A 25,984-nucleotide genomic window follows, 5' to 3' on the forward strand; every position below is an offset into this window, starting at 1 on the left:
TGTTACCATTCAAAATGTAATAAGCTTTTGTTTATGATGACAAAGATAAAAGGCAATCGCAATATTCTTGCTATTCTCGGAATTATCCTACTTTATATTTTAATCTCGTTTGTTTATTTCTCCCCCCAATTGGAAGGTAAAACGATTTCCCCGGGCGATACCAATCGGGCAAAGGGAATGGCAAAAGAAATCAATGATTTTAGGGATAAAAATGTAGAATCTCAATGGACCAACAGTATGTTTGGAGGAATGCCGGCTTACCAGATTTCAACAAAATACCCGGGAAATGTGCTTGCCTATGCTCAAAAGATCTATTTCAATATTCCCCGGCCTGCGAGTTACCTGATCTTAAACTTTGCTTTGTTTTTTGTATTGCTGCTGGTTTTCGAGGTTAATATTTGGGTGAGCTTTATTGGCGCTCTTGCCTATGGCTTAAATCTGGCTTTTATGGTTTGGATTGATGCCGGGCACATGACCAAAGCACACACGCTGACATACATGGCTTTAGTTGTGGCAGGAATTCTGCTAGCCTATAAACGGAAGCGGATATTGGGAAGCCTGCTTACGGCAATCTCCCTTTCGTGGATGCTCAGTGCTAACCATCCTCAAATAACTTATTATGCCGGTATTTTGGTGCTGATTGTTGGCATTACCTATTTGATTTATGCCATAAAAGAAAAAACACTCCCTTCATTTTTTAAAACCTCGGGCTTGCTCATTGTCGCATTACTTTTTGCTGTTGGAACAAACTTTGCCCGGCTTTATACCACCTATGAGTATGGGGAGGAGACCATGCGCGGAGAGTCGGACCTGACGCCGCAGGATGACGATCAGACCTCGGGCTTGGATAAAAGCTACATCCTGGATTACAGTTATGATTTAGGTGAGGCGATGACTGCTTTTATCCCTCGATTTAAAGGAGGAGGTATGGCCGAGCCATTGGGAGACGAATCGCATGTGTACCAATTTTTTGCAAAAAATCAAGGGAAGGCACAAGCCAAAAGGATCAGTGAGAATCTACCTCTATATTGGGGAACTCAGCCGATTGCCGGCGCACCGTTTTACTACGGAGCGGTACTTTGTTTCTTATTTGTGCTTGGCTTATTTGTATTGAAGGGAAAAGATAAATGGTGGATTGTGGCCGTTGTTGTTATTTCATTTCTATTGTCCTTGGGCAAGAATTTTGCTTTTCTGAGTCATTTTATGATTGACTATTTTCCCGCGTACAATAAGTTTCGGGATGTGAAAAACATCATTGTCATTCAGCAATTTGCCATGGCTTTGATGGGTGTCCTGGCTGTGCGGGAGTTGTATCAAAATCGCCAAAATCAGAAAGAACTCATTCAAAAATTAAAATACACCTGGTTTATTGTTGGAGGCTTGGCTTTGGTCTTTCTTCTACTGCCGGGTTTGGCAGGCGACTTTCGGGCTCCATCGGATGCCCGCCTGGTGCAAGCCGGATGGCCGGACCAACTGATGGAAGCCTTGCGAGCTGACCGACGAATGGTGTTGCGGACAGATGCGTTTAAAACATTCCTTTTCGTGACTATTGCTGCTGCGGTGATTTGGCTCTACATCAAACAAAAGATAAAGGCCGGCTATGCGTTGGCAATTTGGGCAATTTTAATTCTGGTAGATCTTTGGCCTGTCAATAAGCGTTACCTGAATGATGATGATTTTGTATCGAAGCAAAAAGCCGAAACTCCGTTTGTGGCATCGCAAGCCGATCAGGAGATTTTAAAAGATAAGAGTTTGGATTATCGGGTTTTAAATCTATCAGTGAATCCGTGGGCCGATGCTTCAACTTCCTATTTCCACAAATCAGTTGGTGGTTATCATGGAGCTAAGTTGCAACGCTACCAGGAGATGATTGAATACCACCTTTCACCAGAGATGCAGAAGCTCGGAGGTCGTTTGCAAAACATCAATTCGCAAGCCGGCATGGGTGCTGTTTTTCAGGGACTGTCTGCCATCAATATGCTGAATACCAAGTATGTCATTTATAACCCGAAAGCAGCACCACTTCATAACCCGCAAGCCTTGGGCAATGCCTGGTTTGTTGAGGATATTCAGTTTGTTGAAAATGCAGACGAAGAAATTGAAGCACTGGATGAACTTGATCCGGCAAATGAGGCCGTTATCGATCAGCGTTTTTCCGATGAGCTGACCAATGTAAGTTTCGACTCAGGATCGCCATCAGTTATTCAATTGATCGCATATCAACCCAATCACCTAACCTACGAAGCCAATGTTGAGAACGGAACACCCTTGGCCGTCTTCTCCGAAATATATTACGACAAGGGCTGGAATGCATATATTGATGGGGAGCTTGTTGAACATGTGCGAGCAAATTATATTTTGAGGGCGCTGCCTATTCCTCCAGGAAAACACAAAGTCGAATTCAAGTTCGAACCACAGTCATACCTTGTTGGGAATAACATTTCGCTGGCTAGTTCCATCATTCTGCTATTGGCATTGGCAGGAGTTACTATTTATGAGCTAAAGAAGAAAGGAAAAAATGAAGAAGAGGCGACCGACAAAGCTTAAACGCAGATTAATACGTTCTTATCTGACTTCGACCATCAGTATTACTCTGGTCTTATTTCTGCTGGGGATGCTGTCACTTCTAATACTGAATGCCGGCCGGCTGTCCGATTATGTGCGCGAACATGTGGGCTTCACCTTGGTTTTAAACGACAATGTTGGTGAGGCTGAGATTTTACGCCTTCAGAAAATATTGAGTGCTTCGGATTACGTAAAGTCATCTAGTTATGTGGATAAAGAAGATGCAGCCAAACAATTGACCAAAGAATTGGGCGAGGATTTTGTCGGGTTTTTAGGATTTAATCCCTTGTTTTCCTCGGTCGATGTGAAATTGCATGCTGCTTATATGCAGGAAGATAGCTTGGCGGTACTTGAAAATGACTTTTTGTCGTATCCTCAGGTGAAAGAGGTTTATTATCAGCGCGATCTGGTGCGCATTATCAATCAAAATGTCAAACGAATTAGTTTATTCCTGTTGATATTTTCGGTACTGCTTCTTGTCATCTTTTCAACCTTGATTAATAACACGATCCGTATTGCTATTTATTCGCAACGATTTATCATTCACACAATGAAATTAGTAGGAGCTACCCGCTCGTTTATCAGACGACCTTTCATTCTGAAAAATATTGTATTTGGAATTGTAGGAGCATTGATCGCCAATATGGGAATCGTGGCAATAATATACTCATACCGGCAAGACTTTGAAGGTATTATAGACAGTCAGCAGTTTAGTGCCGTCGGCCTTGTTTTTGTTATTGTTTTAGGGTTTGGTATTTTGATTTCCTGGTTATCAACCTACTTTTCTGTCAATAAATACCTTCGAGCCAGGTACGATGAGCTTTTTTACACCTAGCTATTAGCGCTTTGTAAATTATTAAAACGCTATAAAATTGTTATTTCATCTGTTTTCAGACAATATTCAATTACTGAGAATGGTTATTAAAAATAGATTTTTTACTTTCGTAGCAATTTAATCGACTTCAATTATGGCAAATAGCAAGCAGGAAAACTCGCAACCAACATTCGCACTGGGCAAAGAAAACTACAAGTTGTTGTTAATCGGTTTTGCAATTGTAGTAGTTGGCTTCATTTTAATGGTTGGCGGAAAAAGCGAAGACCCTTCAGTTTTTAATCCCGAAATCTTTAGTTTCCGGAGAATTACGCTGGCACCTCTCGTGGTTCTGTTTGGCTTTCTATTTGAAATTTATGCTATTATGAAACGATCAAAAACCGAGAAATAGTCAATGGATTTATTACAGGCATTTTTGTTAGGCATTATTCAGGGATTAACTGAATTTTTGCCCGTCAGCTCTAGTGGCCATCTCGAAATAGGACATGCTCTACTTGGCGTAAAAGGGGATAATAATTTGCTTTTTGCTGTGGTCGTTCATGGTGCCACTGTTTTAAGCACGCTGGTTGTTTTCCGGGAAGATATTTCAAACTTATTTAAAGGTTTATTGGCTTTCGAATGGAATCAGGAAACCAAATATGTCTCCTACCTTCTTCTTTCAGCAATCCCGGTGCTTATTCTTGGCTTGCTATTTAAAGAAAAGATAGAAAGCCTGTTTACCGGCAACCTTGTGTTTGTTGGAAGCATGCTTTTGATTACGGCGTGCTTGCTCGGCTTCACCTATTTTGCCAAATCGCGCGAAAAAAGCATTGGCTGGCTCGATGCTTTGATCATTGGAATTGCCCAGGCGATGGCCGTTGTCCCCGGAATTTCTCGTAGCGGATCTACAATTGCCACAGGACTTTTGCTTGGTAAAAAGCGGGAAGATATGGCTCGATTCTCCTTTCTGATGGTGCTCATTCCAATTATTGGTGCCAACTTTCTCGACCTCGTGGGTGGTGAGATGAGCGCTGCAGACTCAATTGGCGTACTTCCTTTAGCTGTTGGTTTTATTGCTGCGTTTATATCCGGGTTGCTTGCCTGCAAGTGGATGATCAAGATTGTCAAACAAGGCAAGCTAATTTATTTCGCTGCTTATTGCCTCATTATCGGTTTAATTGCTATCTTTGCAGGCTGAAAAATCGACTCCAAATTTCTGGTAAACTATTAATTAAAAGAGTTTTTCATGGGCGAGGAACCCAAAAACGTTGACTTTGTCAAAGGAGAAGTATTGCTTTTTGATAAGGAATTGAATTGGACATCCTTTGATCTAGTGCAAAAGGTACGGAATAATCTTTGCCGTGCGGTCGGTATTAAAAAGCTCAAAGTGGGGCATGCTGGCACCTTAGATCCAAAAGCTACCGGGCTGATGATTTTATGTACCGGAAAAGCGACCAAGCAAATTGAGTCTTTTCAGGCAGGTGAAAAAGAATACTTTGCCAAACTGAAATTGGGTGCTACAACGCCATCTTTTGATTTAGAGACCGAAGAAGATGCCCAGTTTGAAACGGGACACATTTCAAAAAAGAAAGTCGAGGAAGTTTTGCAGCAGTTTATTGGCGATATCGAACAGATACCTCCGGTATTCAGTGCCGTTAAAATTGACGGACAGCGCGCATATACCCATGCTCGGAAAGGAACTGAGGTAAAAATGCGAGCTCGCCAGATCAATATTAAAGAAATTGAGTTAGTTGAGTTTTTGCCTAATCAAATTGAGATTCGAGTTGTTTGTAGTAAAGGAACTTACATCCGTTCTCTGGCTCGTGACATTGGTAAAGCGCTCGAAAGCGGAGCTTATCTCGTTGGTTTGAGACGAACACAAATCGGAGATTTTCGGGTCGAGGATGCCTTAACGGCAGAAGACTTTCTAAAAAATATAGACAAATTTGTAACCAATTGAATATTCGCCCGTAAAACGGGGTTTTGGATTATCAAAAAATTATTCATATATGAAGTTATCTAAGTTCAAATATAAACTGGATGAAGAGCAGATTGCCTTGCATCCCACTCAAAACAGGGATGAGTCGAAAATGATGGTATTGCATCGTGACACCGGCAAAATCGAACACAAACTATTTAAAGATGTCACCGAATATTTTGACGATAAAGATGTCATGGTATTCAATGATACCAAGGTATTTCCGGCACGTTTATATGGGAACAAGGAAAAAACGGGCGCTAAAATTGAAGTGTTTTTATTACGCGAGCTTAACCGTGAGCAGCGTTTGTGGGACGTATTAGTTGATCCGGCTCGTAAAATACGTATTGGTAACAAACTATATTTTGGCGAAGACGATATGTTGGTAGCCGAGGTTATTGACAATACGACTTCTCGTGGTCGTACTTTACGTTTCTTGTTTGACGGGCCCTACGATGAGTTCAAAAAGACGTTGTACAGCCTGGGTGAAACTCCACTACCTGGTTTTATACAACGAGCAGTTACCCCTGAAGATAAAGATCGTTACCAAACAATTTTTGCGAAACACGAAGGTGCTGTTGCTGCACCAACTGCAGGACTCCATTTCAGTCGCGAGCTATTGAAGCGTCTGGAGATTATCGGAGTGGACTTCAGCTATGTAACCTTACATGTTGGACTTGGAAACTTCCGAAGTGTAGACGTTGAAGATTTGACTAAGCATAAGATGGATTCGGAACAAATCTGGATTAAAGATGAAGCATGCAATGTTGTCAATAATGCGAAAATGCAAAAGAAAAATGTTTGTGCTGTCGGAACAACCGTGATGCGAACATTGGAAACTTCCGTTTCAACCCAAGGTCATCTGAAACCATTTGAAGGATGGACCAACAAGTTTATTTTCCCTCCATACGAGTTTAGTGTGGCAAATCGTATGATTACTAACTTCCACTTACCAATGTCAACCTTATTGATGATGGTAGCTGCTTTTGGAGGATATGACTTGGTTATGGATGCTTATCAACAAGCTATTAAAGAAGGCTATCGCTTCGGAACCTATGGCGATGCAATGTTGATTTTGTAAGAATATACAACAAGATATCGAATGGCTGTCAATTTAATTGATGGCCATTTTTGTTTTTAGGAATGTTTGATGACTCACGCAGGTTTGTGAGCGTAAACTTCAAGTTGATCGTACGATTAATCCAAAAATAATAAGGGTCTGCTGTCGGTTTTTGGGATAAGAGTGGAGTATTTACGTGAAATTACCCATTGTGTCAGGAAAGATCTCATCGCATATTTGATGATATAAGATTTGCATCATTCACGCGTTGGTAGTACCTTGTTTGTGGGTGAAAGGGCGAAGCAGTATCTTCTCTGAAAACAGGGGGAGTAAAAACCCGGTTTTAAGGAAGATTGAATTTTAAAGTTCACCAGAATGACATTTCTGTGAGTGAGGGGGCGAAGCTGTATCAGGTCCTCCTGTTTCCACCTTTTTATATGATGTACTAATTTTATAAACTTATGATTTTTTTGGGCTGCCGTCCTTTGAATCGATAAGTAGTGAGGATACTGACCATATCCTCAGGTCTCTTGCGGTTAGGGGCAAGAAGCTAGTAAGACTATATCAAAAGTAAAGAAATACATGTGTGATGAGACAAAACAAAATTCTTACGGAAGATCTATTAAAGATTTTTAATGGACTTACCGATCAAGAGAAGGCAAAGTTTGATAATTCAACGATCCTTCTAACAGGCTGCGGTGGCTTTCTAGGCTACTACTTCGTTCATTTTCTGACAAAGTACAAAGAGCAGCTAAACATTCGAAAGATTATTGCCCTTGATAACTTTCTTACGGGTAATAAAGATTGGCTAGACGAAGTGAATGATGAATACGACTTCTTTTCACTTCATGAATTCAATATCATCTCTGATGATGTTGCTTCAGTTCCTGATTCTGATAAGGCCAATTTGATTATTCATATGGCTTCCATAGCCTCACCTACCTTTTATCGCATTTATCCTGTAGAAACGATTGACGCAAATATCACAGGTTTGCGAAGATTGTTTGACTATTACCTGGATAAAAAAATCACCGGATTTTTATTCTTCTCAAGTAGTGAAATTTATGGAGATCCTGCAAAGGAATTTATCCCTACACCTGAGACTTATCGTGGCAATGTGAATACGATGGGACCTCGGGCTTGTTATGATGAAGCCAAACGATTTGGAGAAACGATGTGCTGGATTTTCAATAGCAAATACGATTTCCCGGTGACTATTGCCCGGCCGTTCAATAACTATGGACCCGGAATGAGTATTCACGACAAAAGACTTCCGGCTGATTTTGCAAAATGCATTCTTGATGGACGTGATCTTAACATATTGTCGGATGGTAAACCTACACGTACTTTTTGTTATATCTCTGATGCCATTACGGGTTATTTGAAAGTGTTAACTCACAACAAGCTTGAAGCTTTTAATATCGGTATTGATAAACCTGAAATTTCCGTGAGGGAATTTGCAGAGCTTTATGTGAATAATGCAAAGACGATTTTTGATTATACAGGAAAAGCAACTTTTGGAAAGTCGGACGATAAGGATTACATGACAGATAATCCAAATCGTAGGTGCCCTGTTATTGACAAGGCTAAGGATTTGTTGGGTTATAATCCCACAGTTTATGTCGACGAAGGTATCGGTCGGTTTCTTGAGTTTTTGAAAATTTATAATGGTAAATTATTATGAAAATTACTGTACTCGGATTAGGGTTTGTAGGCCTGACTACTGGACTCGGCTTTGCAAAAAAAAGGTTTCAAACCTATGGATTTGATGTTGATTCAGACCGCCTAAATTCACTTAAAAGCTTTAAAATTCCTTTTCACGAACCCCATTTGGAGGATATCTTAAAAGAGACTTTCGATAAGTCTTTTTACCTTGATGTTGATTTTGAAACAGCGATTAAAGATAGTGACGCCATATTTCTATGCGTAGGAACTCCAGGTAAAGAAGATGGAAGTGCTGACTTGAAGTATATTTATGCTGCGATTGAGCAGGTGTTGAATGTTAATACGGACAAGTTGCAGGTTATTATTACCAAATCAACTGTTCCTCCTTCAACGGTCTCACAAAAGGTTATTCCTTTTGTCGATGAGAAACTGGATAAGCTTCCCGGGCGCAAAGTTGTCTTTGCTTCAAATCCTGAATTTTTGCGTGAAGGCTATTGTTGGGAAGATTTTATTGCGCCGGATCGAATTGTAATTGGAGTGGAAGATGAGGCTGCCAAAAATATTTTGGATGAAATTTACAAACCCTTTAATGCCCCAATTCATTACGTCAGTTATAACTCAGCCGAATTTATTAAGTATTTGTCGAATACCTTGTTGTCTACTTTGATCAGCTATGCGAATGAGATGTCTGTAATAGCAGGAAAGATAGGAGATATAGATATTCCAAAGGCTTTTCGAATATTGCATGAAGACAAGCGTTGGTTTGGAGCTCCTGCCGGAATGTCGAAATACGTTTATCCTGGCTGTGGCTATGGAGGTTATTGTTTGCCCAAAGATACCTCGGCTCTTGTTCAAAAATCAATTGAAAGTGGTTTTGAGCCTAAAATCCTTAAAGCGAATATTGATATTAACGATAAAATCAAATATTACATCACCGAATCCATTGAAGAAAAAGTTGAAAAGTCGGATTCAATTGGTATCCTCGGGCTATCGTTTAAACCGGAATCTGATGATGTCCGGATAACACCCACCAAAGCAATTATAGAATTACTTTTCGAAAAGGGCTATCATTCGATTCATGCCTATGACCCAATTGCAAATGAAGAATTTAAAAAGTTTTATCCTGATATGGCAATCGATTATTGTAACTCATTGGATGAAGTTCTCTCGAAATCTAACAACTTATTAATATTAACGGGCTGGAAAGAATTCGTTGAAAACAAAGACAAGATCCAAACCAAAAACGTATTTGATTACCGATACATCTACTAGATATGTTTGAAAAAATTGAAACTGAAATCCCGGGTTTATTTATTATTAAGCCTCGGGTTTTTTCTGATGACCGCGGACTTTTCATTAAATTGTTCCACGATAAACTATTTGAAAAACTAGGATTGAGAAGCGATTTTAAAGAGGAGTATTATTCAACTTCAAAAAAAGGCGTAGTACGCGGATTACATTTCCAACTTCCACCTGAGCAGCATGTAAAATGTATTAGTTGCATAAAAGGAGAGCTTTTTGACGTTGTTGTAGATCTGCGCAAGAACTCTCCTACATATGGGAAGCCGTTTACAATCACACTGTCAAGTGAGGAACCTACGGTATTGTATATTCCTGAAGGAATGGCTCATGGCTTCATGTCATTGACCGATGATACCATATTTCTGAATAAAACCACTTCGGTGTATCATGCTGATTGCGATACCGGGATTCACTGGGATTCCTGTGGAATTGAATGGCCGGAAATTCCGGCCATCGTTTCTGAAAAAGATAGGAACATGTTACCTTTTGAACAATTTGAAAGTCCGTTTTAAAAAAAAATAGAAATGTATATAATCGACCAGAAACTCAAAGAACGAGAAGCATCAAATAATCCAATCAAAGTTGGAGTGATTGGGGTTGGAGAAATGGGTAAAGGATTAATCAACCAAATTTGTCGCTATACACCCGGGATGATTGTTGCCGCGGTATACAATCGAACGGTTGAAAAGGCTGAACAAGCCATGTTTGCTTCAGGTGTCAGGGGCGTTCAGGTTGTTAAATCTGAGCGTGAAATGACAATCGCAATTGAAAATGGAAAAACCGCTGTAACGAATGACATTGATGTATTAATCGAGTGTTCGGGAGTGGATGTATTGGTTGAGATGACAGGCCATATTACTTTTGCTTTAGAGAATATTTTAAAAGCATTTGAAAAAGGAAAGCATGTTGTCTCGTTTAATGCAGAACTGGAAGCAACGTTTGGACCTCTTTTAAAAGCGAAAGCAGCTGAGAACAATGTGCTTTACACATTGGGAGACGGTGATCAGCCCGGGGTTACTCAAAACTTGTTCCGACAGGTGAAAATGATGGGTTTTGAACCTCTTCTTTGTGGTAATATCAAAGGTTTACAAGACCATTATCGAAATCCATCAACCCAGGCTTCGTTCGCCAAGCAATGGGATATGACACCTGAGATGGTTACAAGCTTTGCCGATGGCACAAAAATATCATTTGAACAAGCGGTTACTGCAAATGCAACGAATATGAGTGTTGCTCAACGTGGAATGATAGGGCCTAACTTTAAAGGACATGTTGATGAAATGACCTCAGGTTTTTACCCGGATATCGATAAATTGAGAGAATTAGGAGGAATTGTGGACTATGTTGTAGGAGGCAAACCCGCTCCCGGCGTATTTATCTATGCAACAACTAACGATCAATTGTCTGCAAAGTACCTGAAATATGGGAAATTAGGTGATGGACCGTTATATAGTTTTTACGTCCCCTATCATCTTCTCTTTTTTGAGTTGGCTTTTTCAATTGCCAGACTAATAGACTTTAAAGATATTACGCTTAATGCAGAATATGGAATGAAAGTAGAAGTTGTTACAGTTGCCAAAGAGGACCTGAAACCCGGAGATAAAATTGATGGGCTGGGAGGATATAAAACATACGGAATATGTGACAATACTGTTTCTGCCAGGGCAGATAACCTGTTGCCAATTGGATTAGCCGAAAACTGTGTCGTCAAAAAGTCATTAAAGAAAGATGATCTCATCACGTTAGATGATGTTGAATTCCATAATCCGGCATTGCTGAAAAAATATACAGGGCAAATTATTAATTCAGCGGTTTTAGAGTAACCTGAGACGTGATTTTCGCTTTATGTCTCTCAATTAACGATTCTGATAAACAATATTTATGGGTGCAGCTAACAGAGTAGCGGTTAATACCGGTATCCTTTATGCCAGGATGGCAATTACCGTTTTTATTTCTCTGTACGCAACAAGGCTTGTGCTGGATGCATTGGGTGCTGAAGACTATGGGATTTTTAATGTTGTTGGTGGTGCTATTGGTATGTTAAGCTTCTTAAATGCAGCTATGGCAGGAGCAACGCAAAGGTTTATGTCGTATGCCCATGGCCAAGGAGATGAAGACAAACAGAAAACAATATTTAATGTTAGTATCCTATTACATTTGATTATTGCATTTATAATGGTACTGTTGTTAGAAGGGGCGGGTTATTTTCTTTTTGGAGGAATTCTAAAAATAGATCCAGATCGCTTGAAAGTGGCGAAACTCATCTATCATTTTTTAGTATTCAGTACCTTTATAAAGGTTATTTCTGTGCCATATGATGCTGTGATTAATGCACATGAGAATATGCTTTTTGTCGCTATTATAGGCATAATAGAAGCGATAGGTAAGTTGAGTATTGCGCTTTACGTGACTAATACGGGAATGGATAGGCTTGGAAGTTATGGATTTTTAATGGCTGCTCTGGCTGTATTTCTTATGTTAGTTCTTCGCGTTTATTGTCACAAAAAGTATGATGAGGTCTCAATTAATATTCGGAAGTATTACGACAAAATGCTTTTTAAAGAAATGACAGGGTATGCAGGCTGGACCTTATTGAATTCTTTTGCAAGTTTAGTTTCTATGCAGGGGATTACAATTGTATTAAACTCCTTTTTTGGAGTTATTGTAAATGCTGCGCAAGGAGTTGCAAATCAAATATCTGGGCAATTAATGGTGTTCTCCAATACCATGCTAAAAGCTCTAAATCCTGTTATTGATAAAAGTGAAGGCGGAAAAAATCGAGAGAAAATGATAAATTTTGCACTCACGGGAACCAAGTTTTCTTTTCTCCTTTTTTCATTCTTTGCCGTTCCATTTATACTTGAGGCAAAATACATATTAAACTTGTGGTTAAAAGATGTTCCCCCGTGGGCAATTCTCTTTTGTAGGTTGGAAATTATTAGGAATTTAATAGAACAGTTATTTTTTGCTGTACAAAGCGGAATTCGCGCGGAAGGAAGAATTAGAAATTTTTCTATTTATAAAAGTATTTCATATGCTTTGCCGCTTCCCATTTCAATAATTCTATTCTCACTAGGATTCCCTCCATATTTTTCATACATATCATTAATAGTATGCTGGAGTATTGGGGGGCTATTCATTGTTGTTTATTTTGCATATAAAAATCTTGACTTGTCGATTGTTAAATATGTTAAAAATGTACTTTCTCCTAGTCTGACGCTATTCTCGATAACCTCTTTTGTAGGAGTTCTTCCATTTTTTGTAATGGAAAGTAGCTTTTTAAGATTGATTTTGGTGGGTATATTTACTAGCATTTCATTTTTATTATCCTTTTGGTTTGTTGCTATTAATCTGAAAGAAAAGGAGTTGATTTTGAAGATGCTTGAAAGGTTAAGAGAAAAATTCAATGAGAGTTTTTGGAGCAAACTATTGAAGACGCATTGATAGAAACTTCAGCCGCTGAAAACCACGCTTTTTAAAAATGGATGTTTTGTGAGTCTATTATTAAAGAATTCAGATCCTTCTTTTGTGTTTACTTGAAAAGTATAAAAAAGTGATTTAGGTTGCAATCCTTAACATTTTTAGCAGAGTGCCAATCATGATAAAAGAGATGTTGAATTTTTTAAAAGATAGGAACCATATATTATGAACAAATTATCGATTTCTGCACTTAAGTCCCTAAGGAAAATTCACGGTATGAGTTTTGGCGAAAAAGTGTTAGAAAAACCTGAATGTGATCAGGATCCTGACTCAGTTTCTCAAAAAATTTATGATAGTTTGTCGGAAGATAGACCTTGTATGATTGCACGTTTTGGTGCATTCGAATTAAACACTGTCGTTAATTTTTTAGGAGTAAGAGCAGGCAGCCGCAATATTTTTAAATACATAAGAGGAGATTCATTGCAATGGTGGTGGAATAAGAAATTAATCCAGTCAATGAATACTAATGCGGGTTTTTTCCCTCCAACAGAAGAAAAAATTGAAAAGTTTTGTGAGTTAATGTTGAAGGATATTCCAGAAGTTGATGTTTTGGGGTCGTGGCTACCTGGGGAGCACTATTTTGAAAAAGAGATTGGTAAAGAGAAAAGAATAAGGTTAATCTTTTTAGATCCTTTTTGGGTAAAACAACCTTGGACAAAAGCTTTGGAAGGGAGAAAAGTCTTAGTCATTCACCCCTATACAGAAACAATTAAAAAACAATATAATAAAAGAGAATTTCTTTTCAAAAATGACATATTGCCTGAATTCGAACTAAAGACCATACAGGCTGTACAAAGCATCGCTGGAAGTAACCCCAATTTTAAGGACTGGTTTGAGGCTTTAGACTTCATGAAGTCTGAAATTGATAAAGAAGATTACGATATTTGCCTTATTGGGGCTGGAGCATATGGTTTCCCGTTGGCTGCACATGTAAAACGTTCTGGTAAAAAGGCAGTCCATGTCGGGGGAAGTTTGCAATTGTTTTTCGGAATCCGGGGGAAACGATGGGAAACGGACGCGTATGCCTCTGTTGTTAATTTAAATTACCCTAGTTTAATTAATGAACATTGGGTAAGGCCTAGTACAATGGAGACCCCGGAAGCAGCAACTAACGTTGAAAATGGATGTTATTGGTAAATGGAATTATTTAAATGTAAATAGATGATAAAAAAGATTTATACTAGGCTAAATGGTGAAATTGATTTTTTTCTTTTTCGTATTTCAGCTTTTTTAACGCTTAAGTTAAATAAGAAAAAGACCATTTATTTATTTGGTTGTCCGATACACGCTAATTTAGGGGATCAGGCTCAAACATATTGCATAAAAAAATGGATGAGAGAAAGTTTTCCAGATTATCGGATTTTTGAATTTAATTGGAAGATATCCACAAAAAGCATGTTGAGACTATTAAAGAAAAAGATTAAATCAGATGATCTTATTTTTGGGCACAGTGGGTATTTCTTTTTTGAGCCCCATCGTGAACTTCCGGTATTTAGGAAAATTGCTGAGTTGTTTCCCGATCAAAAGATTGTAATATTGCCACAGACTATAAATTTGACAGATCCGAGAGTGCTTAGGGAAACATCTAACGCTCTCAATTCTCACCCAAATTTAACCTTGCTATGCCGAGATGAAATTTCTTATGCAAAAGCTGAAAAGCAATTTGCTAATTGTAGACTGCTATTATATCCGGATGTCGTAACATCTTTAATTGGGAAATTAAGTTTTTCAAATTCAAGGGAAGGTATTTTGTTCTGTTTACGAAATGATATCGAAGCACATTATAAAAAAAATGAAATTGAAAAGCTTATAGGACGTTTTGAATCCTTTGAGAAGATAAAAATAACAGATACGACTGTAGGCTTATCTTTTTGGCAAATTCGGAAAAATAGGGAGTCTGTCCTTAAAAAGACGTTTGATGATTTTTCAAAATTTAAAGTAGTAATTACGGATAGATATCATGGAACGATATTCTCACTTATTGCAAATACTCCTGTAATCGTACTTTCATCAGCTGATCATAAATTAAGCAGTGGTGTAAGGTGGTTTCCCGAGAGTTTTGGAAGGTATGTAAATTACGCAAAGAATCTTGATGAAGCATATCTGATTGCAAAAGAAATTTTGAGAAATCCTCCAGATATAAAGCTCTCAGCTATGTTTGAGGAGAATTATTTTTCAAAATTGAAAGGCACATTGGAATAAGTATTTAAAGAACTGAATCTTGGCCTAGATAGTCAGATGGGACTTCGTGACCGGCATCGTTTTGAAGATTTTTACTACATTAGACTACCTTTTTTTGTTGTTGTCTCAGATGTTCCAGGTAAAATTTCTTTCATGATAAGCATTGTAATTATAGTATTCTTGTATGCTATTGATTAAAGGCTGTATTTAGTCTGTTTGTGGTCGTTAATTATAATTTGATTTTGTTTTAGTTATGAAAAAAATAATTCTGATATTACCTTATTTTGGTCCATTCCCTAATTATTTCTCATTCTGGCTGCAGTCGGTGAAAAATAATCCTACAGTGCATTGGCTTATCTTCACAGATAATCAGATGAAAGATTTACCTGAAAATATCAAAGCTGTAAACGTAAAATTTGAAGATTTTGCGCAAAAGTTTCAAGACTTCTTTCCTTTTGACATAAAACTAAACAGTCCCTACAAATTATGTGATTTCAAGATTTTCTATGGTGGCGTTTTAAAGAAATATGTAGATCCCTATGATTTCTGGGGGTTTTGCGACTGTGATTTGATATGGGGTGATATCAGAAAATTTATAACGGATGATATGTTGTCTAAATACAATCATCTTTATGGACTTGGTCATTTTCAATTGCAGAAAGTAGAGGATCCTGAATATATGCGAATTTTGGAGAACACGCGCGCAAAGGGTAAATATGACTATAAATACGTTTTAGGTCACGAGGCTAATTTTGTTATCGATGAATTGCCTTTTGGATTACCAATGCAATATTACAAGGAAAATAGAGGCAAGTATTATGTTGAGTTTGAGGATGGTGGAAGACCTTACGATTCACCCCTTCCGGATTATTTTCAGTTTATGGATGGATTCAATTGTATGAATGAATTGGGAAGGGAATTTAAGCTGACAATGTATTTTAAATATCGCAATATTGTTCCATTTTGGCAAAGATCGTTTGACAGCAAAAAAGCTGGGAAGAAAAATATTATATATCGATATTCCGCGGGAAATCTTGAAAAGATATTTTATCAAAATGGGCAGATACGATCAGAAGAAATATTATATGCTCATTTTATGAAAAGGAAATTGAAAGTAGTAACTGATAATCAGAATAAATACTTAATAGTCCCCAATAAGTTTGTTGATTACAAGGAAGATATATCAAAAAGTTACTTGTGGATACATGGACGAAAGAGATTAAACCTGAAGCGCTATATAGAAAGAATTCGGATCAAATTCGGATCATTGAAACAAAATCTTTTAAATCCAAATGAAAAATGAAAGTCCTTTGGATAACTAATACACTTTTCCCTACCGTCTCAAAAAAATTAGATCTTCCGGTTCCGGTCGTTGGCGGTTGGATGTATTCTGCAGCTGAAGCTCTACTTGATTTCAACAAAAACATTGAGTTAGGGGTTGCTTCCTTATATAGAGGCGAGTCGTTGCAATCGCTCAAGATTGATGGGATAACCTATTTCCTGATCCCTCAAAAAGGAAATAACATGGAGGAAGCAACATACCTGCATCCTTATTGGGAACAAATAAAAGACCAGTTTACTCCAGATGTTGTCCATATTCACGGAAGCGAATATCCACACGGTTTAGCTTATGTAAATGCGTGCGGCAACGAACATGTCGTTCTATCCATTCAAGGTTTGGTTAGTGTATACGAAAGATACTACTTGGGTGGAATATCTGAGAGGGAGTTGAAAAGAAATATAACTTTGAGAGATTTTATTCGGAATGATTCTTTGTTCAAACAACGCATACAGATGCAGCAGAGGGGAAAACTGGAAAAGAACTTAATTCGCCAATTAAATGATATAATTGGAAGAACCTCTTGGGATAAAGATCATGTATGGGCAATTAATCCTGATGCTAGATATCATTTTTGTAATGAAACGCTTAGAAACGAATTTTACAAACACGAGTGGGGCCAAGAGAAAATTGAAAGTCATAGTATCTTTTTAAGTCAAGCTCACTATCCAATCAAGGGACTTCAACAAATGATTAAAGCACTGCCTTATGTTCTTGAACATTATCCAGATGCCAAGGTTTATGTTGCGGGCAGTGATTTTATTTACAATCAAAAGAAATGGCGGTTAAATGGCTTTGCAAAATATATTCAGTCTTTAATGAAGTTGAATCGTGTTGAAGATAAATTTATCTTTACCGGATTACTCTCAGAGCAAGAAATGTGTAATCGTTACCTGAAATCCAATGTATTTGTTTGCCCTTCTTCTATTGAAAATAGTCCGAATTCAGTTGGTGAAGCTCAGTTACTTGGAGTGCCTTGTGTTTCAGCCTATGTTGGCGGAGTCGCGGACATGATTGAAGATGGAGTGACGGGATCGGTTTATCGATTTGAAGAGGTGGAGATGTTGGCTAGCGCTATATGCCGTTTTTTCAGAGATAAAGAGTTTTCGAACTCCATTTCTAAAAATGAAAGACAAGTTGCGTTAACTAGACATTCTCAGCAGGTAAACACTGAGCGTCTTAATAATATATATCAAGCGATATGCAAAAAGTAGTCACCTTGTTATATAAGGCTATTCGAAAAGTTATCCTATTGGTAAGAAATGGAATGGATAAGTTGATTGCCTGGATAATTCTTTATGGGAATAATGTTAAATTCGGGAAATTTGAGACGAATGGATTTCCCTATGTAAGTGTTGCCCAGGGTGGATCATGCATCATTGGTGATGATTTTCAAATGAATAATGGTAATATTGGGAACCCAATTGGCCGCCCACAGCGCTGCATCTTTTTTGTTGACCGAGGGGCAAAGTTGGTGATTGGGGAAAGTGTAGGAATGAGCTCAACAGCAATCATTGCACATCAACGTATTGAGATAGGCGACTATGTCAAGATAGGAGGAGGAGTATGTATTTATGATACCGATTTCCATTCGTTAGATGCGGAATCAAGAAGGAAGCCGGAGTCTGATATCAAACTTAAAAGGAATAAACCGGTTCGGATTGGGGATAACGTTTTCATTGGAGCTCATTCAACAATATTAAAAGGAGTAGAAATAGGGGAAAATTCAATTATTGGTGCCTGTTCAGTTGTGACTAAGAGTATTCCTGCCAATGAAATTTGGGCTGGTAATCCTACCCAGTTTCTTAAAAAGATATAGATGGTTCGATTTGTTTTTATTCGAGTATTACCCTATGTGCTGGTAATTGTAGCTATTTTTTCAGTATTACCTTATTTTCTTTTTCCTGTGGGCAATACATTTTTCTTGTGGGGAATTGAATTGTTGGTAATATACCTTCTGCTTATGGCAACGAGAGTGTTCTATAGTTCTGAAAATAGAAGGTATATGATTTTTGTTAAGTTGTTTCTGTTATGGAATATCTTTGAGTTAATAAGAGGGGCTTTTGTTGCGGAAATATATTGGGACTGGAAGGCGTTGATAACAAATGTCTTTGCCTATTTAATTCCTCTTATCGCCTATTCTGCATCAAATATTCGTTTTACGCAATTATTGCTCTCAAAATATGTAAAAATAGGACTTCCAATATTTGTTTTGTTATTTCTGTTTATTAGGCCTGGAGCATACGGTTTTTATCTGATACCAATCAGTTTTTTGTTAATTTTTCTACCTTCTTTGCCTTTGCGGTATATCGTTTTATTAATAGTTTTTACGTTAATTGTGTTAGTTTCTGATTTGGGTGCTCGTAGTAATGTAATCAAATTTAGCATTCCATTTTTATTTCTTGTCGGCTATTATTCTAAAGGTCTCGTAAGTACAAAGGTTTATAGTCTTTTAAGAATATCCTTTTTGTTGATTCCGATACTGTTTTTTATATTATCAGTTGCGGGAATTTTTAATCCTTTCAAGTTTGACACTTATATTGAAGGAGACTATACTAAAACATCAGAAGACGAAGGAGGACAGACGGTTGAGGAAGACCTTCTGTCAGATACTCGAACTTTTTTATATCAGGAAGTTCTAAGTTCGGCCATGAAGCATGATTATTACATACTAGGGCGAAGTCCTGCCAGAGGAAATGATTCTAATACCTTTGGCGAGCAGGCACAGGAGTATACTGGAAGGCAAGAAAGATTTTCAAATGAAGCATCCATACTTAATATTTTCACATGGAATGGTGTGATTGGTGTAATTTTATTTTTTCTAGTATTTTGGCATTCAAGCTACCTGTCAATTAGTAAGTCGAACAATATATTCAGTAAATGGATTGGATTGTTAATAGCATTTAACTGGATGTATTGTTGGGTCGAAAATGGAAACTTTTTTAATCTTAATTATATGATGATTTGGCTCATGGTCGGTCTGGGTCTCTCTAAAGAATTTCGAGAAATGACAAACCGCGAAGTAAAAATTTGGGTTATCGGCATTTTTAATTCGTTTTATCAAGGTAAAAATAGTCACTTGATTTTTAAGTGACGTTAAACTAAAAGTAGTTTCAATATGACTAAATCATTTTCAATTGCAGTACTCCTTACTTGTCATAACCGAAGAGAAAAAACGATAGCTTGTTTAGAATCTTTATTTGTTAATCCTTTACCGAAACAGTATCATTTAGACGTTTTTCTTGTCGATGATGGATCTACTGATGGTACCGGAGATATGGTAAAGGAAAGATTTCCATCGGTAAATGTTATTCAAGGGGCAGGTAGCCTATATTGGAATGGAGGGATGCGATTGGCTTGGGAAACAGCCACAAGTTTGAAAAAGTTTGATTTTTATTTATGGTTAAACGATGACACTATTCTGTTGAAAAAAGCCTTGATTACTCTGGTAGATAAGGGGATTGCTACTCTAGGAAATCATATACTCGTTGGTGCAACTCGGTCACCCAAAGGTGATATTACGTATAGTGGATATCGATATTTCGATACCAAATTAACTCCTGATGGAAGCTGGCAGTTTTGTGATTACTTTAACGGTAATATTGTACTAGTACCTTCTTTAGTGTTCAAAAAGGTAGGTTTTTTGGATCGTGTTTATAGGCATGCATTGGGAGATTTCGATTACGGTATAAGGGCAAAAAAGCTTGGTTTTGTTCATCTTTTAGCGCCAGAGGCTTTGGGAGTTTGTGATGGACATGACCGGGCACCAATTTGGAGAAATTCAGACTATCCTATAGGAAGACGTTTTCGACACCTTTATTCCCCATTGGGGAATAATCCATTTGAGTTTTTTATTTTCGATAAGCGCCAGAATGGAATTTATAAGGCACTTATACATTTTCTATCCATCCATTTAAGGCTAATCTTCCCAAAACTTTAGGACTACAAGTATAAAGAATAATATAAATTCGTATTTTTCAGGATTGCACAATAGTATCTATGTGCGTCCCATTGTTAAGTATGTAGCAGTGAAAAAAGAGGACGTTTGAAAAGCTTCAAAAGAACCGTGCTGATAATACGGTCAAGAAACGCAGCCATAGCCTGCTTTTGTCTCATCAAAGACGGACTAGTCACATAAATAATACATTATATTTAAATCGTTACTTAGTTTCAGATACACTTTCACTAATTTAAGTTTTTATGGAAAAAGTGCTGCTCTCTGCGTTTTCGTGTAATCCCTACAAAGGTTCCGAATCTGCAAACGGATGGAACTGGTCTGTGGGACTTGTTCGAGAAGGATTTAATGTTCATGTATTGACCCGTGAAGAAAGTAGAATCGATATTGAAAGACACCCTAAGGTCGATAATTTAAGTTTTCATTATATTTCTTTTCCATTTGGAATGGAACGCTTGTATTCGTTGTCAAAGCCAACGATGTATTTGTATTATCTGCTTTGGCAGTGGAAGGCATACCTCTTAGGTGAAAAGTTAAATAAGAATCTCCATTTTCACCGGGTACATCATATTTCCTGGGGAAGTATCCAACAAGGTTCATTTTTGTATAAGTTGGGTGTGCCGTTTATATTTGGTCCATCAGGAGGAGGTCAAAAGGCTCCGGAAAGATTTAAAGATTATTTTCTTTCTCATTGGAAAACAGAAGAGAAACGAGAAAATGTCAGTCAGTTTTTATTTAAATACAATCCGGCATGTCGTAACATGTTAAAGAATGCTTTTGCGGTTTTAGTCTCAAATAAGGATACTGAACAATTTGTAAGAAAGGGCGGAGCTAAAAATGTTTATTTTACACTTGATGCCGCATTAGCGAATAGTTTTTTCCCAGGTAAGTTTATAAAAAGATCGCCGTCAGTAGATCATTTAAAGTTACTTTGGGTAGGTCGGTTTATGCCTAGAAAAGGTTTATTACTTGTCTTGGAAGTGATGAGCTTACTGAAGTCTTATAAGGGCATAACATTAACAGTTGTAGGAGATGGAGAGATGAAGGAGGCTGTTGCATTGAAAGCAAAAGAACTTGGCCTAAACAATAATGTTACGTTTACTGGGATGATTCCATTATCAGAAGTCCGAAGTTATTATGCATCACATGACCTATTCTTTTTTACGTCTCTAAGAGATTCTTGTCCAGCGCAGCTAATGGAGGCAATGGCCTTTAACTTACCCATTGTAACTCTTGATTTACATGGGCAGGGACAGATTGTTACTGATGAAACAGGAATAAGAATTCCATTGGGAAAGCCTGAAGATGTTATCCGGCAATTAGCAGATGCAATTGTTAGCCTTGCAAGTGATTCGAGTCGTTATCAATCGATGAGTAAAGCAGCTTTTGAGTTTTCAAGAAAACAAACCTGGGATATTAAAATTGCAGATGTCGTTCGTAATTTTTACTAAACTTTTTGTTTTCATTCTAAATTATTCTTAAAAATCTAGTATGAGCCATAATTATTCGTAATATTGTCAAGTTGTTCGAGTTAACTTAAAACATTTTGGAAATCGTATTGAGCCTTTTAGCGTAAAATTGTAATCTATGTGTTTTCCAATCTGAGATGAAGAATAGAGTGTGAGATGAATACCCCATATAACATACCTGTTTTATTAATTCTGTTTAATAGACCAGATACGACGAAGCTTGTATTTGAGAAAATCAAGGCGATAAAACCAAAATTTCTTTTTATTGCAGCCGACGGTCCAAGGATTGATAAGCCGGATGAAAAGGAGCTTTGCGAGCGTGCGAGAAGTATTGTAGATGAAATTGATTGGGACTGTGATCTGAAAACATTCTTCAGAACCGAAAACGTAGGATGTGGACGAGGACCTTCTGAAGCAATAACATGGTTTTTTGAACACGTGGAAATGGGAATTATTCTTGAAGATGATTGTGTTCCTTCATTACCCTTTTTTAATTATTGCGAAAAGATGCTTATTCAATACGAAAAGAATGAGCAAGTATGGATTGTTAGTGGACGTTCTCACTATACCAAAAGTAATCAGTTCAATACGGTTGACTATCTTTTTAGTAATTATGCGCTTACATGGGGCTGGGCTACGTGGAAACGATGCTGGAAGCACTTCGATATACATCTCGAAAATCATTGGCCTGACTTTTATCGCTCGGGGGGATATAAGAATGTCTACCTATCTAGAATTGAAGGGTATTTTTGGAATTTTTTCTATTCGAGACTGTATAAGGAAAAGAATTTAGCGACTCATGTCTGGGATTTCCAATTTGCATTTTGTATGCACTTAAATAGGGGTTTAACGATTATTCCCGCTAAAAATTTGATTAAGAATATTGGATGTGATGGAACACATTTCGCCGGAATGACAAAGGCTTTAAATTTGAGAGCTTCGGAAGTATTCTCGATAGAAAATGAGCCAACATACATCTTGCCAAACCGAAATTTTGAGTTGTACCATTTTACACATGATTTCATCGATCGGCTATTAACATTTATTAAAAACAGAATTCGGAGAATTATCAATAAAATTAAATGAAGCCTAGTGGAATAAAAATCTGTGTTGTTGTACCGGTTCATCATATTATGACGGATTTGGAGAACTTTTCATTTCAAAGGATATTAAAGGTTTTTTCTGATCGAAAAATTATTCTTATTGGGCCCCCATTTCTTGAGGAGTATATTGATAGTCTTTGTAAGAACCATGATAATATCTCCCGGTTATTTTTTGACCGGGTATTCCAGAGAGGAGTTCGATATTATAGCCGTTTATTTATGAGCAGGAGCTTTTATAAGCATTTTCTGGAGTATGATTATATGGCAATAAGTCAACTAGATGTCTTTATGGTAAAGGATGAGTTAGATTATTGGTGCAGTCAGGGGTATGATAATGTTGGAGCTCCTTTATTTGAAGGATATACGAAGCCATCTACGACGATGAGAGACGATGGAAACAATGGTGGTTTTTCTCTTCGTAAACCTGCATCTTGCTACAAAGTTTTATCAGATCTGAATGTGACCTACTCGAATATTCGTTCACTCTGGAGTATGGAGAGAACATTGCCCTGGAAATTGTTTAGAGTGCTGCGTGACGGGCTCCTTTTTAATTATAAATTAAAGTCGCTTCGACCGGTTATCAATGAAGATGTTTATTGGTCCATAATTGTCCCTCAAAAATTTTCCTGGTATAAAGTGTGCGAGCCTGAAAAATCAAAATATTTCGCTTTTGATACAAATCCTCGTTATTTATATGAACTCTGTAATAACACCTATCCAATGGCGATTCATGCCTGGTGGAAATATGATAAAGCTTTCATGAACGAAGTGATTGAAGCATTAGGGTGTAAAAATGATTTGCGACACTACACAGGAAAGGATACAATATAAACCGTTCTCCCAGCTCTTTTAGGGAAAACCATTCTACCGAGTGCGATATCTCGGATTCTTATAATTAATATATCGATAACATTCGATTTAAAACTATTTATTATAACGCTTCGTTATGATAAAGGCATAAACTAATCTTTATTTCCTTTTTGTGTTAAATAACATCTCACTAGTTATTGTTAATATGTATTTGATCGTAAAAGCTTTTGAAATAGCTAGCGAAGTGTACACGAAATTTATTTTAATATGATTGCTCCAATTTGTTTATTCTCATACAATCGCTTGGCAGAAATCAAGCTGACGTTAGAGGCGTTGACTAAGAATTACTTAGCCTCTGAAAGTGATTTGTTTGTTTTTTCAGATGGTGCAAAAGATGGCAGTCCGGACGATAAGGTAGTTGAGGTTCGAAAGTATCTGAAAACAATTCAAGGGTTTAAATCGGTGACAATATTTGAGTCACCGGAAAATAAGGGACTGGCCAATTCAATTATTGATGGGGTAACAAAAATAGTTCAGCGATATGGAAGGGTTATTGTTGTTGAGGATGATCTGGTATCGACACCCAATTTCCTTAATTTTATGAACCAGGCACTGGATTTTTATTCCAGTAACAAACAAATTTTTTCTATATCTGGTTATACGTTGGATTTGCCGTCGTTAAGTCAATACAAAAAAGATTTTTACCTAGGTCACAGACCATCTTCTTGGGGGTGGGCTACTTGGGAGGATCGGTGGATGAAGGTTGATTGGCAAGCGAGCAACTATCGTCATATAATATACAACCCAATCAAGCATATCCAATTTATGCGAGGGGGATCTGATTTGCCCTTCATGCTTTGGAAGCAGATAAATGGAAAAATTGACTCCTGGGCAATTCGTTGGTCTTGCTTTCAGTTCATCAATGATTTATTAACCGTTTTTCCATCCTCGTCAAAAATAGAAAATATTGGTTTTGGTTCCAGGGCAACACATACTAAGCATACCGGGCGATTTGAAACGAGTTTAGATTCTGTGCTTAAGGAAAGTTTTGAGTTTTCAGAGGATTTGACCTTGCAAGTTCAATTGTTAAATGAATTTCGGAATAAATTTTCATTTGGTAATCGATTGAGAAATAGACTAAAGCATTTATAATGAATGTATTGTTCCTTTTACATCTTCCACCGCCGGTGCATGGCTCATCGATGGTTGGCAAATATATTTTTGACAGCAAACATATTAACGATGTTTTTTCGTGTCGATATATCAATGTGTTATCATCAAAAACGATAGCGGAAACAGGCAAACCCAGTTTTAGCAAGGTAATTGGATTTATGGCAATCTGGTTCAAGATGATCTTTGAATTACTCTTTAGAAAGCCGGATGTTTGTTATTTTGCAATAACAGTGTGTGGTTTTGCTTTTTTCCGAGATGTTGCTCTGGTGTTCCTGTTAAAGTTGTTCAGGGTAAAGCGCGTGTTTCATTTGCATAATAAGGGAGTCAGTTATTGGCAAAAAAAGTGGGTGTATCGTATTTGTTATAAATATGTTTTTAATAATGCGAAGGTTATCTTACTGTCAAGGCATTTATATCCTGATGTTCAGGACTTTGTTCCGGAGTCGAGCTTATATATTTGCCCAAATGGCATCCCATTCGATGATAGAACGAGTAAGTTGAAGCGAAAAGACAGGGGTGAAAAAACTCCAAAAATCCTATTCTTCTCAAATTTGATTGAATCGAAAGGGGTTTTTATTTTGTTGGAGGCGTGTGCAAAGTTAAAACAAAAAGGCATCTCATTTTCATGCGAATTTATTGGAGGAGAAGGCGATATCTCTCAAGAGCAGTTTCAAGAAAAAGTCAGGTATTTCGATTTAGAACAAGATGTTGCCTACTTAGGCAGGAAATATGAAGAAGAAAAGGAAAGGGCTTTTCTCGAGGCTGATATTTTTGCTTTTCCCACATTTTATTTTTACGAAACTTTTGGATTGGTGAATTTGGAAGCGATGAAATATCGTTTGCCAATAATTTCAACTTATGAAGGCGGAATTCCCGATGTTGTTGAGAACAACAAAACGGGCTTTTTAGTGCGCAAAAAAAACTCAACAGAGTTGGCCGAGAAGCTAGAATTATTAATTAAGAATCCAAAACTTAGAATTGAAATGGGTGATGCCGGCTATGATAAATACAAGGAAAATTTCACCTTGGATATTTTTGAGGAACGATTAATTGAAATGATTCAAACTGCGTCACCGGCAATTTAGTATTAACC

Annotated in this window: 23 protein-coding genes; all 23 read left to right on the forward strand. The window is 37.4% G+C overall.

What is annotated here, in order from left to right; all coding sequences use genetic code 11:
* Positions 1-33 precede the first annotated feature (33 nt).
* The 23 genes from ACTB00_RS02725 (at position 34) to ACTB00_RS02835 (ending at position 25,976) form a co-directional block, all read left to right on the forward strand.
* A complete protein-coding gene (locus ACTB00_RS02725) occupies positions 34-2,547 on the forward strand; it encodes a YfhO family protein (RefSeq protein ID WP_463298412.1) in 2,514 nt (837 codons plus the stop codon).
* On the forward strand, positions 2,519-3,400 hold the full coding sequence (locus tag ACTB00_RS02730; RefSeq protein WP_463298413.1) for a cell division protein FtsX: 882 nt from the start codon (positions 2,519-2,521) through the stop codon (positions 3,398-3,400). Before ACTB00_RS02725 ends, ACTB00_RS02730 begins: the two co-directional genes overlap by 29 nt.
* 133 nt (positions 3,401-3,533) lie before the next feature.
* A complete protein-coding gene (locus tag ACTB00_RS02735) occupies positions 3,534-3,788 on the forward strand; it encodes a DUF3098 domain-containing protein (protein ID WP_463298414.1) in 255 nt (84 codons plus the stop codon).
* A 3-nt stretch (positions 3,789-3,791) separates the two neighbouring features.
* Positions 3,792-4,574, forward strand: coding sequence for an undecaprenyl-diphosphate phosphatase (locus ACTB00_RS02740; protein WP_463298415.1), 783 nt, complete (start codon positions 3,792-3,794; stop codon positions 4,572-4,574).
* A gap of 48 nt (positions 4,575-4,622) precedes the next feature.
* The gene (gene truB / locus ACTB00_RS02745; protein WP_463298416.1) at positions 4,623-5,336 is read left to right on the forward strand and encodes a tRNA pseudouridine(55) synthase TruB; all 714 of its coding nucleotides are present in this window, start codon (positions 4,623-4,625) and stop codon (positions 5,334-5,336) included.
* A 49-nt stretch (positions 5,337-5,385) separates the two neighbouring features.
* Positions 5,386-6,435, forward strand: coding sequence for a tRNA preQ1(34) S-adenosylmethionine ribosyltransferase-isomerase QueA (gene queA, locus ACTB00_RS02750; protein ID WP_463298417.1), 1,050 nt, complete (start codon positions 5,386-5,388; stop codon positions 6,433-6,435).
* A 568-nt stretch (positions 6,436-7,003) separates the two neighbouring features.
* Positions 7,004-8,098, forward strand: coding sequence for an NAD-dependent epimerase/dehydratase family protein (locus ACTB00_RS02755; RefSeq protein ID WP_463298418.1), 1,095 nt, complete (start codon positions 7,004-7,006; stop codon positions 8,096-8,098).
* Positions 8,095-9,351, forward strand: a complete 1,257-nt coding sequence (locus ACTB00_RS02760; protein WP_463298419.1) for a UDP-glucose dehydrogenase family protein — start codon at positions 8,095-8,097, stop codon at positions 9,349-9,351. Before ACTB00_RS02755 ends, ACTB00_RS02760 begins: the two co-directional genes overlap by 4 nt.
* A gap of 2 nt (positions 9,352-9,353) precedes the next feature.
* Positions 9,354-9,893, forward strand: coding sequence for a dTDP-4-dehydrorhamnose 3,5-epimerase (rfbC, locus tag ACTB00_RS02765; protein WP_463298420.1), 540 nt, complete (start codon positions 9,354-9,356; stop codon positions 9,891-9,893).
* 12 nt (positions 9,894-9,905) lie between these two features.
* Positions 9,906-11,204 (forward strand): NAD(P)H-dependent oxidoreductase, encoded by a 1,299-nt coding sequence (locus ACTB00_RS02770; RefSeq protein ID WP_463298421.1) that lies wholly within the window; start codon positions 9,906-9,908, stop codon positions 11,202-11,204.
* A gap of 58 nt (positions 11,205-11,262) precedes the next feature.
* Positions 11,263-12,825 carry an MATE family efflux transporter gene (locus tag ACTB00_RS02775; protein ID WP_463298422.1) on the forward strand — a complete coding sequence of 521 codons (1,563 nt, stop codon included), beginning with the start codon at positions 11,263-11,265 and terminating at the stop codon, positions 12,823-12,825.
* Between the two features lie 252 nt (positions 12,826-13,077).
* On the forward strand, positions 13,078-13,998 hold the full coding sequence (locus ACTB00_RS02780) for a hypothetical protein (protein ID WP_463298423.1): 921 nt from the start codon (positions 13,078-13,080) through the stop codon (positions 13,996-13,998).
* 24 nt (positions 13,999-14,022) lie between these two features.
* Positions 14,023-15,063, forward strand: coding sequence for a polysaccharide pyruvyl transferase family protein (locus tag ACTB00_RS02785; RefSeq protein WP_463298424.1), 1,041 nt, complete (start codon positions 14,023-14,025; stop codon positions 15,061-15,063).
* 232 nt (positions 15,064-15,295) lie between these two features.
* A complete protein-coding gene (locus ACTB00_RS02790) occupies positions 15,296-16,345 on the forward strand; it encodes a DUF6625 family protein (RefSeq protein ID WP_463298425.1) in 1,050 nt (349 codons plus the stop codon).
* The gene (locus ACTB00_RS02795) at positions 16,342-17,595 is read left to right on the forward strand and encodes a glycosyltransferase family 4 protein (RefSeq protein WP_463298426.1); all 1,254 of its coding nucleotides are present in this window, start codon (positions 16,342-16,344) and stop codon (positions 17,593-17,595) included. Before ACTB00_RS02790 ends, ACTB00_RS02795 begins: the two co-directional genes overlap by 4 nt.
* Positions 17,583-18,200: an acyltransferase gene (locus ACTB00_RS02800; protein ID WP_463298427.1), complete on the forward strand. Its 618-nt coding sequence runs from the start codon at positions 17,583-17,585 to the stop codon at positions 18,198-18,200. Before ACTB00_RS02795 ends, ACTB00_RS02800 begins: the two co-directional genes overlap by 13 nt.
* The gene (locus tag ACTB00_RS02805) at positions 18,201-19,475 is read left to right on the forward strand and encodes a hypothetical protein (protein WP_463298428.1); all 1,275 of its coding nucleotides are present in this window, start codon (positions 18,201-18,203) and stop codon (positions 19,473-19,475) included.
* Positions 19,476-19,499: 24 nt separating this feature from the next.
* Positions 19,500-20,321 carry a glycosyltransferase family 2 protein gene (locus tag ACTB00_RS02810; RefSeq protein ID WP_463298429.1) on the forward strand — a complete coding sequence of 274 codons (822 nt, stop codon included), beginning with the start codon at positions 19,500-19,502 and terminating at the stop codon, positions 20,319-20,321.
* Positions 20,322-20,581: 260 nt separating this feature from the next.
* Positions 20,582-21,787 carry a glycosyltransferase family 4 protein gene (locus ACTB00_RS02815; RefSeq protein WP_463298430.1) on the forward strand — a complete coding sequence of 402 codons (1,206 nt, stop codon included), beginning with the start codon at positions 20,582-20,584 and terminating at the stop codon, positions 21,785-21,787.
* A 174-nt stretch (positions 21,788-21,961) separates the two neighbouring features.
* Positions 21,962-22,891: a hypothetical protein gene (locus ACTB00_RS02820; RefSeq protein WP_463298431.1), complete on the forward strand. Its 930-nt coding sequence runs from the start codon at positions 21,962-21,964 to the stop codon at positions 22,889-22,891.
* Between the two features lie 47 nt (positions 22,892-22,938).
* Positions 22,939-23,739 carry a DUF5672 family protein gene (locus ACTB00_RS02825; RefSeq protein ID WP_463298457.1) on the forward strand — a complete coding sequence of 267 codons (801 nt, stop codon included), beginning with the start codon at positions 22,939-22,941 and terminating at the stop codon, positions 23,737-23,739.
* A gap of 246 nt (positions 23,740-23,985) precedes the next feature.
* The gene (locus ACTB00_RS02830; RefSeq protein ID WP_463298432.1) at positions 23,986-24,870 is read left to right on the forward strand and encodes a glycosyltransferase; all 885 of its coding nucleotides are present in this window, start codon (positions 23,986-23,988) and stop codon (positions 24,868-24,870) included.
* Positions 24,870-25,976, forward strand: a complete 1,107-nt coding sequence (locus ACTB00_RS02835) for a glycosyltransferase family 4 protein (protein WP_463298433.1) — start codon at positions 24,870-24,872, stop codon at positions 25,974-25,976. The genes ACTB00_RS02830 and ACTB00_RS02835 overlap by 1 nt, the downstream gene beginning before the upstream one ends.
* The last annotated feature ends 8 nt before the right edge of the window (positions 25,977-25,984 follow it).

The organism is Sunxiuqinia sp., from assembly GCF_055140945.1.

Coding starts and splice junctions, on each gene's coding strand:
- ACTB00_RS02800 (WP_463298427.1), top strand. CDS start 17,583: ATGCAAAAAGTAGTCACCTTGTTATATAAGGCTATTCGAAAAGTTATC.
- ACTB00_RS02740 (WP_463298415.1), top strand. CDS start 3,792: ATGGATTTATTACAGGCATTTTTGTTAGGCATTATTCAGGGATTAACT.
- ACTB00_RS02780 (WP_463298423.1), top strand. CDS start 13,078: ATGAGTTTTGGCGAAAAAGTGTTAGAAAAACCTGAATGTGATCAGGAT.
- ACTB00_RS02795 (WP_463298426.1), top strand. CDS start 16,342: ATGAAAGTCCTTTGGATAACTAATACACTTTTCCCTACCGTCTCAAAA.
- truB (WP_463298416.1), top strand. CDS start 4,623: ATGGGCGAGGAACCCAAAAACGTTGACTTTGTCAAAGGAGAAGTATTG.
- ACTB00_RS02790 (WP_463298425.1), top strand. CDS start 15,296: ATGAAAAAAATAATTCTGATATTACCTTATTTTGGTCCATTCCCTAAT.
- ACTB00_RS02805 (WP_463298428.1), top strand. CDS start 18,201: ATGGTTCGATTTGTTTTTATTCGAGTATTACCCTATGTGCTGGTAATT.
- queA (WP_463298417.1), top strand. CDS start 5,386: ATGAAGTTATCTAAGTTCAAATATAAACTGGATGAAGAGCAGATTGCC.
- ACTB00_RS02760 (WP_463298419.1), top strand. CDS start 8,095: ATGAAAATTACTGTACTCGGATTAGGGTTTGTAGGCCTGACTACTGGA.
- ACTB00_RS02775 (WP_463298422.1), top strand. CDS start 11,263: ATGGGTGCAGCTAACAGAGTAGCGGTTAATACCGGTATCCTTTATGCC.
- ACTB00_RS02820 (WP_463298431.1), top strand. CDS start 21,962: ATGAATACCCCATATAACATACCTGTTTTATTAATTCTGTTTAATAGA.
- ACTB00_RS02770 (WP_463298421.1), top strand. CDS start 9,906: ATGTATATAATCGACCAGAAACTCAAAGAACGAGAAGCATCAAATAAT.
- ACTB00_RS02755 (WP_463298418.1), top strand. CDS start 7,004: ATGAGACAAAACAAAATTCTTACGGAAGATCTATTAAAGATTTTTAAT.
- ACTB00_RS02835 (WP_463298433.1), top strand. CDS start 24,870: ATGAATGTATTGTTCCTTTTACATCTTCCACCGCCGGTGCATGGCTCA.
- ACTB00_RS02725 (WP_463298412.1), top strand. CDS start 34: ATGATGACAAAGATAAAAGGCAATCGCAATATTCTTGCTATTCTCGGA.
- ACTB00_RS02730 (WP_463298413.1), top strand. CDS start 2,519: ATGAAGAAGAGGCGACCGACAAAGCTTAAACGCAGATTAATACGTTCT.
- ACTB00_RS02735 (WP_463298414.1), top strand. CDS start 3,534: ATGGCAAATAGCAAGCAGGAAAACTCGCAACCAACATTCGCACTGGGC.
- ACTB00_RS02830 (WP_463298432.1), top strand. CDS start 23,986: ATGATTGCTCCAATTTGTTTATTCTCATACAATCGCTTGGCAGAAATC.
- ACTB00_RS02785 (WP_463298424.1), top strand. CDS start 14,023: ATGATAAAAAAGATTTATACTAGGCTAAATGGTGAAATTGATTTTTTT.
- ACTB00_RS02815 (WP_463298430.1), top strand. CDS start 20,582: ATGGAAAAAGTGCTGCTCTCTGCGTTTTCGTGTAATCCCTACAAAGGT.
- ACTB00_RS02810 (WP_463298429.1), top strand. CDS start 19,500: ATGACTAAATCATTTTCAATTGCAGTACTCCTTACTTGTCATAACCGA.
- ACTB00_RS02825 (WP_463298457.1), top strand. CDS start 22,939: ATGACGGATTTGGAGAACTTTTCATTTCAAAGGATATTAAAGGTTTTT.
- rfbC (WP_463298420.1), top strand. CDS start 9,354: ATGTTTGAAAAAATTGAAACTGAAATCCCGGGTTTATTTATTATTAAG.